Genomic DNA, 12,672 nt, shown 5'->3' with positions numbered 1-12,672 from the left:
CCCCCCCCCCCCCCCCCCCCCCCCCCCCCCCCCCCCCCCCCCCCCCCCCCACGGGGTCGGTCAGGCGGCGGTCACATGGCCGGACGCGGATCGGTGAGATCGCGTCCCGTCCATTCCGGTGCCACGATCGCGGCGACGAGCGCCGAGGCGGTGAAGATGCCCATCAGGATCATGACCGGGAGGATGCTGCCGGTCGCGGCCGAGACCCAGGCGGCGGCCACGATCGGGCCGACGCCGGTGGCGATGATCGCCGCGATCTCGCGCACCATGGCGGTGAGCGTGTACCGGTTGCGGGCGCCGAAGATCTCGGGGATCGAGATGTTCTCCATCGACGCGAGGCCGAGCACCGAGATGTTGTGGATCAGCGCGTAGCCGACGAAGATCCAGACGACCTCCTTGGTGTTGATCATGAGGAGGGTCGGCACGATCAGCAGCAGCGAGAGCGCGGTCATGATGATGTACATCCGGCGGCGGCCGAAGCGGTCGCCGAGGAAGCCGACGAGCGGGATCGTGAGGAACCCGAGGAGCGACGAGACGATGACGACCTCGGGGCCGACCTCCTTCGACATCGCGAGGGTGATCGTGATGAACGAGATCAGGTAGGTCTGCACGAGGCCCGAGTTGCCCGCCTGGCCGAAGCGCAGGAAGAACGACACGATGACGGCCTTGATCGGCTTGCGCTCGAGCGACTCCAGCGTGCGGATGTCGTTGGTCTCGGTGGCGAGCTTGACCATCTCGTCGCGGGAGAGCGCCTTGCCGTCGACGACGTCGGTGCGCTCCTCGAAGACCGGGCTCTCCTTGAGGTTGAACCGCACCCACAGGGCGAAGAGCATGATGACCGCGCTGCCGATGAACGGGATGCGCCAGCCCCACTCGATCACGTCGCTCTCGAGCATGACCGCGAGCAGCAGCGCCCAGATCGCCGAGGCGAACAGCGTGCCGCAGTTGGTGCCCAGCGCGACCAGCGAGGCGATGACGCCGCGGCGGTTGGCGGGGGCGTACTCGGAGAGCATGACGCCCGCGCCCGAGATCTCGGCGCCGGCGCCGAAGCCCTGGGCGAGGCGCAGGATCACGAGGAGGATCGGGGCGAGGATGCCGACCTGCTCATACGTGGGCAGGAAGCCGATCAGCGTGGTCGCGGCGCCCATCAGCAGGATCGTGTAGAACAGCACCTTGCGGCGGCCGACACGGTCGCCGATGCGGGCGAACACGAAAGCGCCGACCGGGCGGGCGATGTAGCCGACGCCGTAGGTGGCCATGGCGAGGACGACGGCCATACCGGGGTCCTCTCCGGCGAAGAACAGCTGGCTGAAGACGAGGGCGGCGGCCAGCGAGTACAGCTGGAAGTCCATGAACTCCAGGGCGGTGCCGAGCCAGCCGGAGACGGCGGCGCGGACCAGGTCGCCCATCGAGCGCTTGGACGTGGGCGGCGGGGCGGGCGCGTCCACGCCGGGAACTGAGGAACTGCTCATCGGTTTACTCCTTCGTAAGTGTCGTGCGCGGGGGAGCGCGGGCAGTGCGTTTCGGTGTCGGGGATGACAGAGGTCAGAGGGACAGGAGGACCTTCGCGGAGGCGGAGGAGTCGCGGGCCACGTCGAACGCCCGGACCGCATCGGAGGCCGGGATGACGTGCGAGATGACCGGGTCGAGGGCGTCGGACTCGGCGAGCATCCGCACCGCGTCGTCGATCTCGGTGGAGAAGCGGAAGGCACCGCGGATCGTGAGCTCCTTCGCCAGCATCGGGGCCAGGTTCACCCCGGTGTCGGTGTTCGGCAGCATTCCGACCTGGACGATCGTGCCGGTGCGGCGCGCGGCACGGACGGCCTGCGTGAGGGCGACGCCGACGCCGGAGCATTCGAACACCACGTCGTACGACTCGTTCTCGATGGTGTCGCGACCGACGAGGGCGAGCTCGGATGCTCCGAGAGACCGGGCACGGTCGAGCGGCTCGGGGCGCACATCGCTCGCTCCGACGACGGCGGCGCCCGCATGCACGGCGGCCGCGACGACGAGGAGGCCGATGGGACCGGCGCCGATCACGAGCACACGTCGGCCGGTGATGTCACCCGCCAGGCTCACGGCGTGCAGGGCGACGGCCAGCGGCTCGGCGAGGGCGGCGCGCTCCAGGGGAAGGCCCTCGGGCAGCACGCGGATCATGTGGTCTTCGACGATCAGCAGCTCGGAGGCTCCGCCCTGACGGTGCGGGTTCGCCGCGGCGCTGCCGAGGTAGTCGCCGCCGGGGCGCAGGTGCGGGCGCTCCTCCAGGCCGGGAATCGAGGCGCCGTACCGTGCCGGGTGCACCGTGACGGGCGTGCCGGGTGCGAGGCGGCCGGACGGGTCGAGGTCGACGACCCCGGAGAGCTCATGGCCGGGGACCAGAGGCTCGCGGATCGTGTACTCGCCGTTGGCGCCGTGGAAGTAGTAGTGCAGGTCGGATCCGCAGATGCCGACGAAGGCGACGCGCAGGCGCACCTCGCCCTCGCGAGGCTCCGGGGCATCCCGGTCCTCCCAGCGGATGTCTTCCTTGCCGTGGATGACGAGCGACTTCATCGTCGTCCCTCCTTCGTGGTGGTGGGGGTGGCGGAGAGGGCATCCGAGATCGCGGCGTCGACGCCGTGACGGCGGATCGTGTCGACCAGCTCGCCGACCCGGTCGATGAAGGCGTCTTCGTGCGCGAGCTCGGCGCCGAAGAGGCGCAGCTCGCCGATGACCCCGCGGGCCAGTCGGGAGCCGTCGCGAGCGGTCGCCGCGAGGCTCGCGAGACGGTCGCGGGCCGGGTCGGTCATCGTGGCCGCGTGCGCGCCGGGGTCGAACCCGTCGAGCGGAGCGAGGCAGGAGAGGTACCCGGCGACGGTGAGGGCGATGAGGTGCGGCATGCGCCCATCGCCGAGGGCCAGGAGAGCCGGCTCGGGGATGCGCTGGCGCAGCTTGACCGAGCCGTCGGAGCCGACCTGGCTGGTGCGGTGGCCGAGGGCGCTGTTGCCCCAGCGTTCGAACAGCTCCGTCTCGTAGGTGCGGATGTCGACGCCGGTGGGCACCTCGACCGAGGGCTCGTACTCGGCGCGCATGACGGCGCGCGCGGCATCCGCGATCCGCTCGCTCCCGATGGCCTCGGGGATCGTGCCGACGCCGCGGAGGGCGCCTAGGTAGGCGATGAGGGAGTGGGTGCCGTTGAGCAGGCGCACCTTCATCTGCTCGTAGCGACCGACCTCGTCGGTGAACACCGCGCCGGCGGCCTCCCATGCGGGGCGGCCGCCGGCGAAGCGGTCTTCGATGGCCCACATGGTGAAGGGCTCGCCGGGGACGGGGATCGCGTCCTGCGCGCCGAGCAGGGTCGCGACCTCGTCGCGCAGCTGCGCCGTGGTCGAGGGGACGATGCGGTCGACCATGCTCGAGGGGAAGGTCACGGCGCGGTCGAGGAACGCGAGAGCCTCGGAGGCTTCGCCGGAGGGCAGCGCCTGCAGGAACTCGCGGACCAGCTTCTCGGTGTGCTTGCCGTTGGTCGCGAGGTTGTCGCAGCTGAGCACGGAGAGGGGGTCGCCGCCGGCGGCTGCACGGGCCTGGAGGCCGCGGGCGAGCTGGCCGATGGTCGAGTGCGGGGCTCCGCCCTGCAGGTCGGCGCGCACCGTCGGGTCGTCCAGGTCGAGGTGCTGGGTGGCGGGGGAGTAGCTGTACCCGTTCTCGGTCACGGTGAGGGTGACGATGCGGATGCTCGGGTCGGCGATGTGCGCGACCACGCGCTCGGGCTGGGCGGCGCCGACGAACGCATCGGTGTGGACGCCCGGGATCGCGAGCGAGGTGCCGGCGGGGGAGATCGTGGCGACCGAGTAGAGGAGGTCCTGGGCGTGCATCGCGTCGACGACGGTGCGCGAGCGGGAGGCGACGCCGATGATGCCCCAGTCGCCGCCGTCGCGCTGCATCGCCGCGGCGGTGTACATCGCCTGGTGCGCACGGTGGAAGCTGCCCAGGCCGAGGTGCAGGATGCCGGCGCCTGCGGGGGAGACCAGCGGAGCGGTGGTCGCGGGGGTGGCGCGGGCCAGGATCCGGAGATCGGCGTTGATCGTCATGTAAAGCAGTGTGTATGAGTTGTACAAACTTGTCAACCCGCTTTCATGTCGGGCATCGTGCTCTAGGATTGCGGCGAAGCGGAAGGCGAACGTGGCAGCGACATTGACGGACGTGGCGAAGCGGGCAGGCGTGTCCATCGCCACCGCATCCCGTGCCTTCGGTGAGCCCGACCGCCTCGCGCCGACCACCCGCGAACGCGTGCTCGAAGCCGCGGCCGACCTGGGATACGCGAACCCGCAGGCCGGCACCGCCACGCGCACCATCGGCGTGATGGTCCCCGACGTGGCGAACCCCGTCTACGGCAAGCTGCTCAAGGCGATCCAGGGCCAGGCGTGGCACGGCCGCCACCGCATCGTGCTGTTCGACGCCGATGAAGACCTGCGGCGCGAGCGCGAGCAGATCGAGCAGGGCCGCAAGCTCGACGGCATGCTGCTGTGCTCCCCGCGACTGCCCGACGAAGAGGTGATCGCCCTCATCGGCGGCACCCCCGCGGTCGTCGTGAACCGGCAGATCGACGGCGTCCCCTGTGTGCTCATGGATGCCGAGCACGGACCGGCGCAGGCGATCGAGCACCTCGTCGCCCTCGGGCATCAGCACATCGCCTACGCCTCCGGTCCGCTCGGATCCTGGGCCGATGCGCGCCGTTTCGACACCATCGCCTCGGCGTGCGAGCGACACGGCATCCGTCTCACCCGGCTGAGCCACCACGCGGCCTCGATCCAGGGCGGGCGTGCCGCGGCCGCGCTCGCCGCAGCCAGCGGGGCGACCGCCGTCGTCGCCTACAACGACCTCGTCGCGATCGGCCTGGAGGCCGGGATGCTCGAGCTCGGGCGCACCTGCCCCGACGACGTCAGCATCGTCGGCATCGACGACATCGACCTCGCCGGTGCTGTCACGCCGGGTCTGACGACCGTGCAGATGCCGATCGAACGCAGCGGTGCCCTGGGTGTGGATCTGCTGCTGCAGTCGATCTCGGGTGTCGTCGTCGGCGAGGTCGCGACGCTCGCGTCCCAGCTGATCGTGCGGGCTTCGACGGCGGCGCCGCGCGCGTAGCCGGCTGCCCCTCGGCGGGTGTGCTCAGACGTTCATGTCGACGGGCGGTTCCATCACGATGCCCTGTGCTTCGAAGGCGCGGCGGCGCTCCTCGATGCGGCGGTGCAGCTCGATCTGCGCGTCGTCGACGAACTGCGGGTCGAGGTCGACCGTGGTCGGGTGCGGGTCGCCGTGGTTGGCGGCGATGTAGGCGTCGAGCTCCGGGCCGCTCGTCCACGAGGTGATGAGGGCGTAGCGGGGAGCGGTGCCGCGGTGCCAGACCGCGTGCCAGAAGCGCTGCGTGTCGACGACGATGCGGGAGCCCGCGCGCAGGGGGAGGCGGATCTCGGTCGCCGGGTCGAAGCGGTCTGAGCGCAGGATCAGCATCGACTCGGTGTCGTCGGAGAGGTTGAAGAACCCGCGGACCACCCAGCCGGTGCCCTCGTCGTTGAGGCGGTTGTTGTCGTCCTGGTGCAGGTTGTAGATCGCATCGGCGTACTCGTTGGGCTGCAGTTCGATGACGCGGCATCGGCCGATGCCGGCACCCGGCTCCTGTGCCCGGCGCTGCAGGGTCGGCGCGATCGCGACCTGCGAGTCGACCCAGACGCCGTCCTTGTCGGTGCGCGGCGGGGTGTGGTTCCAGAATCCGTTGCAGTCGACGTCGCCGGCGTAGCTGGTGAGCGGGGCGAAGCGGGTGACGCCGGAGGAGCGCCAGCCGACGTACTCCAGGTCGAGCCATTCGGCCGGGTCCGTCGGCGAGGTGTGGTCGTCGAGGACGACGTATCCGGTGTCGGCCAATGCCTCGGAGGTGATGAAGCCCATGCTGCGCGTCCTTCCCGTCATCGCTGCCCCCACAGGCGGCGGGTTCTTAGGCAATCCTAACTCGAAAGGCCTTCTCTCGCTGGGGGAGCCCCCCCCGGGGAAAAGCGCATTCGAGCGCCGATATCCTGAGGGGCATGACTCAGCCTCAGGGCGCCCTTCTCGTGGGCAGCGTGAACTACGACGACGCCGAGACCACGATGCGTGCGGCGGCCGACCTGCTCGGCGACCGACTGCGTCGCATCCCGGACGGCGAGGTGGGCAAGCGGTTCCACTGGATCATGTTCCAGCCCGACGTGATCGGCCGGGCCGAGGGCATCGAGCGCATCGGCGACGAGCCCATCCCGTTCCCGGCCGGCATCGACGCCCGCGGTCTGCGCATCGGCGAGGGAGTGGATGCCGCGAGCATCGGGCTGCCTCCGCTCGGATACGCCGCCGCGGCGATCGAGTCGTACGCCGTGTTCGCGCGTCTCCGCGCCGAGGGTGCGATCCCGGCCGGCATCCGGTTCCAGGTGTCGCTGCCGACGCCGCTCGCCGTGATCTCCTCGTTCTTCCACGGCGACGACCGGGCGGCGATCGAGCCCGTCTACACCGCGGCCATCCTGCGCGACCTCGAAGAGATCCTGGCCGCCATCCCGCACGAGGACCTGGCTGTGCAGTGGGACGTCGCCAGCGAGATGGGCATCATCGAGCGCGCGGCCGGCTACGGAGCGGTCATGGAGGCGTGGTGGCCCGGTGACCCGTTCGACGGTCTCGTCTCGCGCCTCGCCGCACTCGTCGATGCGGTGCCCGCCGACGTCGAGGTGGGCGTGCACCTCTGCTACGGCGACGCGGGGGAGAAGCACTTCTTCGAGCCGACGGATGCCGCGAACCTCGTCCGCTACGCGAACGCCGTGGTGGCGGCATCCGCCCGTCCGCTCACCTGGCTGCACCTGCCGGTGCCGATCGACCATGACGACGAGACGTACTTCGCCCCGCTCGCCGAACTCACCCCCGTCGAGGAGCTCTACCTGGGTCTCGTGCACCGAGAGGACGGCGCGGAGGGAGCCGCTCGGCGCATCGCCGCAGCCGCCCCGTACGCCGCGGAGTTCGGCGTCGCGACCGAGTGCGGCATCGGCCGTGCGCCTGCCGGCTCGACCGAGGGCATCCTGCGCACCCACGCGGAGGTCGCCGCCGCCTGGTGATGCGCAGCGCTCGATTCGCGTGCCGGGCCCGCGTCGCGTAAGCTATTCCGCGGTGACGTGTCCGAGCGGCCGAAGGTGCAACTCTCGAAAAGTTGTGTAGGGTAACCCCCTACCGTGGGTTCAAATCCCACCGTCACCGCCACCACGAAGGCCCCGAATCCCTTGGAAACACAGGGAAGCGGGGCCTTCGTCATTCCTCGGGACCGGTCAGCGGTAACGCGCTTGGATACCCTCGCATCTGCCCCGCACTGATGCTCAGGCGCTGAGCGCCTACGGCGATGGCAATCACGGCAGTTCGGCTATTTGGGCTTTCAGCGTTCTCCGCGCGAGTGTGTGCCGGCGGAACGGCGGTCTTCCCCGCGATCGCCAGGCCGCGTCCGTCTGCACCTCGGGTTCGAATCGCTCGATCAGTTGGACGACGTCATACAGCTCACCCCAGATCTGCTCGGGCTCGTTCAGAGTGAGGATCAGACCCGATAGATCATCCCGAAATCGCACTGTAGATCGCAGTGCGAGATGCCGGCCTGTTCGAAGTATATGAAAGCGATTGCCGCCATCGTGTCGCGGTAAGAACACATTCGGAGGTCGTCACTTCCTCTGTGTTCTTGTGCGAGCAGCGATTATCGTGAGCGCATGGATGCGGATGTCATCACCCTCGTTTCAGGCGTCGTCTCCACGGCTGCGTCCGTGGGTGCGTTCGTCGTGGCCCTCGTTGCACTGGTGCGGGCGAGGCGGAACAAGAAAGCTGTGCTGGACGCGCAGGTTGAGTCTGACTTCGTCGCTCGCGTCCTCGCGAAGGTACTCCGGCTGATGTCTCAGGACGCCAGGGGTGATGAGGCACCTGTTGAGCCGAAGGAGCTGCCGGCCGCTGAGGTGCCCAGCGCTGATGCGACGTCGCGCGCAGGCGAGGCGGACAGGAGACACCGCTACAGCTCGGCCATCGCGGAATTACAGTCGGCGATGGTGGAGTATGACAATCTCACATCTCGCGAACAGCGCATGCACGACGACGGCCCCTGGGCAGGGTATGACGTGTCTATGAGCGGTAACGAGGAGTCGGAAGACGAAGACCCCCGCCGCCGGTGAGGGTGCCAGGGGCGTCGTCTGAGGGCGACTGCGGGCTCCTCCCGTTACGTTCGAAGCGGGCTAGCGCAGATTCTGTCTCCTACCTCTTTCAGCGGTTCGGGCATCGTTCTCCACGACACCACGCATCGCGTTTAGCCTCTTCGTCATTACGGCCATACGCTCCTCCGAAGTCCCTGTGACCATGAACCTCAAGAGTCGCGTCCTGTGAGTCTCGAGTTTCTGGAGGTTTGTCTCGTTGATCGCAAGGAGTTCGCTCCAGAACTCAATCGTCTTTGCCCGATGCTCTTCCCAGTCGGCGCAGGGGGCTTCAGGGTGCATCAGGCACACGATGGTTGGGTCGAAAGGCAGGCTAGGTTCCTGGTCTCGCAGCCGACCGACCAACAACCTGGTCTGCATAGTTCGTTCCGCCAGACGGTGCGCCCGATTGTCACGAGTTAGTCGATTCATGTGCTCGATGAGGTAGTCGTACTGTCGAAGGTTCCGGCGAGTACGTCCCCATGGAAGTCGAGCGTCGAGTCTCCACAATGCTCCACCGGTTGTGCCGCTGAAGAAGAGGACCAAAGGCAGAAGAACCACGAGGATCAGCCCATACATCACGACCACGATCGCCAGGGCCTGAATAAGCGGCACGTCTGCGAAGGTACGGAACGGCAGGGCAGGAGCCGATACGAGGAGGGCACCAAAGAAAACGAGGGCGAAGAGCAACGCTGCGACGAAGACCGCGACCCCCCATCTCGCACGCTCGTCCTTGACTAAGAGTCCGGAAGGGGCGACGAATCGTCCCGCCAAAGTTCTTGCCTCGAGAACTAGAGCGAGTGCCACAACCGGAATCACTTGCGCAATCAACCCCCAGAAAGCGTTGCTGTCCGCCAACCGTGCTCCCCCTCGTTAGGTTACGTTCTCCGCCTAGCTTGCCAGGCGAGGCGGATGCGGTGACGAGCGCATGCTGGCGCCTAAGCACTTCCACGGCGGTGCAATGCATCATGAGGGAACCGTAGCCGTCGTTGCCCGCCTGCCCGGGACCGCAGGGGGCTACGTCGTTCGCTGAGGCGCTCAGAGCAAGACTGTGTTCCAAACACGGCTCGAGATCGAACGCGGCCGGATAGCGACGACGGTCCGTGCCCCGCGTTAGGGTCTTCTTGTGCCCGACATCGTGAAGCTCGACTCAGTGAGACCGAAGGCTCTTGAGTTCTTCGCCGGCATCGGGCTGGCGCGCATCGGTTTGGAGAACGCCGGCTTCAGTGTGTCGTGGTCGAACGACTACGAGCCCGCCAAGTGGAGCATGTATCGCGATCATTTCAACGACGAGCCGGACGGCAGTCACAGCTATGTGTTAGGAGACGTCGGCGGCATTAGCGCCCAGGATCTTCCGCGAGACGCCTCACTCGCGTGGGGTTCCTCCCCGTGCACCGACCTGTCGCTGGCAGGATCACGCGGCGGGCTACGGGCCGGTGAGTCGAACGCATTCTGGCAGTACATTCGCATCCTCGAGGAGCTGGGCAGCGCCCGTCCTCCTGTAGCCGTGCTCGAGAATGTCATAGGTCTCGCAACTTCTCACGGCGGCGACGACCTCGCTGCCGCAATTCGGGCGTTCAATGAAATCGGCTACTCGGTTGATGTCCTCGCGCTTGACGCACGGCGATTTATTCCTCAGTCGCGCCCGCGCCTCTTTTTAGTCGCCGTGCAGACGCCTCCTGACGACTCTGATGAACCAGGCAGTGAGCTGCGCCCAGACTGGCTTCAGCAGGTCTTTGCGGACCCAACGCTCAGGACGCACCGAGCACCGCTCCCAACGTTGCCGCCTCTTCTGCTTACCGGGTTTGGAAGCCTTGCCGAGGAGATGGACTCATCGGATGAGCGTTGGTGGGACGAAGATAGAACGAACGCATTCCTGAGGTCTCTATCCCCGATCCAGAGTGCGCGCATCGCCACCATGAAAGCGGGACAGGGGCTACGACACCGCACGGCGTACCGTCGTATGCGCCAGGGGGCACCGGTATGGGAAGTCCGCCCGGACGACATCTCAGGATGCCTTCGCACAGCACGCGGCGGATCCTCAAGGCAGGCGGTTGTGGCCCTCGGTGACGACAAGATCCGGATCCGTTGGATGACTCCGCGAGAGTACGCGCGTTTGATGGGAGCGTCGGAGTATGACGTTTCCGGCACCAGAATCAATCAGGCTCTCTCAGCGTTCGGGGATGCTGTAGCCGTGCCTGTGGTGTCTTGGTTGGCTGAGAACTACCTCATGCCGATGGTTCGCAGTGCATCGGGAAACGCCGCCCGGAACCACCTCGAGCGCGAGTACACCGCGTCGTAGGCATAGGGCGATACTCACCGCGAACGCAAGCAGCCTCGCGAGAGACGCGCTCTGTCGCCTAACATTGCGAACGTTGAGTGCGACACCCGTGCTCTGCCTGTCACGAACGGAGCACGATGTGACCGACTCAACCGCAGTGTTGAACCAGGTGTCTGATGGCAAACCAAGGTTCGAAATGAAGGTTGATCTCGCTGTGCTGCAGTCTCTCGGGATTAACCTCTACAGCAACGCAGCCGCGGTGCTCTCTGAGGTGGTCGCGAACGCATGGGACGCCGACGCAAATGAGATCAGCATCACATGGGATTCCTCGACTAGCTCGATCGTGATTCAAGACGACGGCGCGGGCATGAGCCTCGAGGACGTCAACGAGCGCTATCTGAAGGTCGGTTATCAGAAGCGCAACCCTGACAACGAGGGCCTGAAATCTTCGAAGTTTAACAGACCCTTCATGGGGCGTAAGGGTATCGGCAAGCTGTCCGTTTTCTCTCTCGCGAATGAGGTTGTCGTAGCAACACGAAAGTCTGGATACCCTTCCGAGGCACTCCGAATTGATCGGAAGGGTCTCGAGGAGGCAATCGATGCTGGCCTCCCCTATCACCCGCAGCCAGTCGACGCCCCCGAGGACATGGTCGAACGTGGAACTAGAATCACGCTCACAGATCTGAACACGAAGCGCGCGGGCATAACCATTCGTGCGCTCAGGAGGCGGATTGCGCGACGGTTCGACGTCCTTGGCTATGATCCGAAGGCCAGCGATCGCTTCGCGATCATCATCAACAACGAACGAGTCGGGTTCGACGACCGCGAGGACCTGTCGCGCATTGAATACTTCTGGTCCCTCGGCTTGTCGAGCGTCTCAGCAGAACAGACCCCATCAGTCAAGAAACGGTGGGAACTTCCCGGTGCGGTGGATGAAGAGCGCGGCTGGCGGCTCAGCGGTTGGTTCGGATCCGTTCCAACGCCGGCCGACCTTCAGAACGATGACGACGATCGTGAATCGCTTCGAAATATCATCATTCTGGCTCGCAAGCGGCCGATTCAGGAGGGGATCCTCGATCAACTCCATTTCAATAAGATCTTCGGTAACTATGTGACAGGTCAGATCACGGCCGAGTTCTTGGATCTCGACGACGAAGACATGCCCGATATCGCCACGAGTGATCGTCAGCGACTCATCGAGGATGACGAACGGGTAGCTCTGCTTCGATCGACGCTCCGCGAGAGGTTTCTCGAGGCCGAACGGCAGTGGTCTGAACAGCGCCCTAGAGACAAGTTCAAAGACCTCTTGAAGTCTTACCCAGACGTTCACGCGTGGGTTGAAGAGCGACCCACAGGTCAGCGCCCCCTGGCAACCAAGCTGATCAGCACGATTGCTGCGCTGCCCTTCGAGGAAGAGAGGCCGCGGCGCGAGCTTTTTCGCGCGGGAATCCTTGGCTTCGAACGCATCGCTCTCGATGCGACGACAGCGCAACTCAACGCGTTCGTCGACGGGATCAGTGCCGATGATGTTCTACCCGTGCTGGCCTCGCAACGGTCGCTCGAAGACGCGCTTTACGCCCAGATTCTCCGCTCTCGAGTTGCCGCAATCGAACAGCTCGAGCGTCTCATCTCGGACAATGACAAAGAGCGCGCTCTCCAAGAGCATCTGTTCAAGAACATGTGGCTTCTCGATCCGTCGTGGGAGCACCCGACCGCCAATCCAGAGATGGAGAAGAGTCTCAAGTCGATCCGGGGTGATGTGTTCGATCCGTCCGAAGCCGAGAACCTCGCGCAGGGCCGAATCGACATCAAGTATCAGAGCGCAGCTGGGTCTCATCTCATCGTGGAGCTGAAACGGTACGGCCGCGACACATCTCTCGACGAGCTGTATACGCAAGGTGCCAAGTACTGGGAAGCAACGCGTGAAGTCCTTGAGAAGCGCGGCGAGATGTACGACGGTAGAAACGTCGAGGTGGTTTTCATTCTCGGGCAGCCGATGAATGCGGGACCCATAGGTAAGAAGACTCGCGAGGAAGCCATCGCGGAACGGCTCGACAACATCAACGGGCGAGTGTTCTACTACGACGAAATGCTCGCCAACGCGCGGCGTCAGTACGTCGAGTATCAGAGTGTCCTGGACGACAAAAACAGTGAGCTCGCTCGGGTGCTTGCCTCTCTCGACCATCC

The 12,672-nt window shown here is 66.1% G+C and carries 10 protein-coding genes and 1 tRNA gene; 6 read left to right on the top strand and 5 right to left on the bottom strand.

Features of this window, described 5'->3' with window-relative positions:
- Positions 1-71: 71 nt before the first annotated feature.
- The 3 genes from AC07VM_RS04785 to AC07VM_RS04775 all read right to left on the bottom strand — a co-directional run bounded on the left by AC07VM_RS04785 (position 72) and on the right by AC07VM_RS04775 (position 4,067).
- On the bottom strand, positions 72-1,472 hold the full coding sequence (locus AC07VM_RS04785; protein WP_494910189.1) for an MFS transporter: 1,401 nt from the start codon (positions 1,470-1,472) through the stop codon (positions 72-74).
- Positions 1,473-1,545: 73 nt separating this feature from the next.
- Complete coding sequence (locus tag AC07VM_RS04780; RefSeq protein WP_494910188.1) at positions 1,546-2,550, bottom strand: L-idonate 5-dehydrogenase; 1,005 nt, start codon at positions 2,548-2,550, stop codon at positions 1,546-1,548.
- The gene (locus tag AC07VM_RS04775) at positions 2,547-4,067 is read right to left on the bottom strand and encodes a mannitol dehydrogenase family protein (RefSeq protein WP_494910187.1); all 1,521 of its coding nucleotides are present in this window, start codon (positions 4,065-4,067) and stop codon (positions 2,547-2,549) included. Before AC07VM_RS04775 ends, AC07VM_RS04780 begins: the two co-directional genes overlap by 4 nt.
- Before the next feature lie 91 nt (positions 4,068-4,158).
- Between AC07VM_RS04775 and AC07VM_RS04770 the strand changes: the two genes are divergently transcribed.
- Positions 4,159-5,121 (top strand): LacI family DNA-binding transcriptional regulator, encoded by a 963-nt coding sequence (locus AC07VM_RS04770; RefSeq protein WP_267415999.1) that lies wholly within the window; start codon positions 4,159-4,161, stop codon positions 5,119-5,121.
- Between the two features lie 24 nt (positions 5,122-5,145).
- Here the strand turns inward: AC07VM_RS04770 and AC07VM_RS04765 are convergent, their stop codons facing one another.
- Positions 5,146-5,922, bottom strand: a complete 777-nt coding sequence (locus tag AC07VM_RS04765) for a hypothetical protein (RefSeq protein WP_494910186.1) — start codon at positions 5,920-5,922, stop codon at positions 5,146-5,148.
- 134 nt (positions 5,923-6,056) lie between these two features.
- Here AC07VM_RS04765 and AC07VM_RS04760 point away from each other — a divergent pair, with 134 nt between their 5' ends.
- The 3 genes from AC07VM_RS04760 (at position 6,057) to AC07VM_RS04750 (ending at position 8,189) form a co-directional block, all read left to right on the top strand.
- Entirely contained in the window at positions 6,057-7,103 is a 1,047-nt protein-coding gene (locus tag AC07VM_RS04760; protein WP_494910185.1) for a hypothetical protein, read from the top strand.
- A gap of 51 nt (positions 7,104-7,154) precedes the next feature.
- Positions 7,155-7,245: transfer RNA gene (locus tag AC07VM_RS04755), tRNA-Ser, on the top strand.
- 491 nt (positions 7,246-7,736) lie between these two features.
- Entirely contained in the window at positions 7,737-8,189 is a 453-nt protein-coding gene (locus AC07VM_RS04750; RefSeq protein WP_494910184.1) for a hypothetical protein, read from the top strand.
- Between the two features lie 60 nt (positions 8,190-8,249).
- Here the strand turns inward: AC07VM_RS04750 and AC07VM_RS04745 are convergent, their stop codons facing one another.
- Positions 8,250-9,062: a hypothetical protein gene (locus AC07VM_RS04745; RefSeq protein ID WP_494910183.1), complete on the bottom strand. Its 813-nt coding sequence runs from the start codon at positions 9,060-9,062 to the stop codon at positions 8,250-8,252.
- A gap of 268 nt (positions 9,063-9,330) precedes the next feature.
- Between AC07VM_RS04745 and AC07VM_RS04740 the strand changes: the two genes are divergently transcribed.
- Both AC07VM_RS04740 and AC07VM_RS04735 read left to right on the top strand, forming a co-directional pair.
- Complete coding sequence (locus AC07VM_RS04740; protein WP_494910182.1) at positions 9,331-10,506, top strand: DNA cytosine methyltransferase; 1,176 nt, start codon at positions 9,331-9,333, stop codon at positions 10,504-10,506.
- A 118-nt stretch (positions 10,507-10,624) separates the two neighbouring features.
- Positions 10,625-12,672 (top strand): BbrUII/HgiDII family restriction enzyme (locus AC07VM_RS04735; RefSeq protein ID WP_494910181.1); only part of this gene is annotated, 2,048 nt, incomplete at its 3' end.

The organism is Microbacterium sp. GW821-FHT01D02 (assembly GCF_059422585.1).
This window is presented reverse-complemented; position numbering and strand designations above follow the sequence as displayed.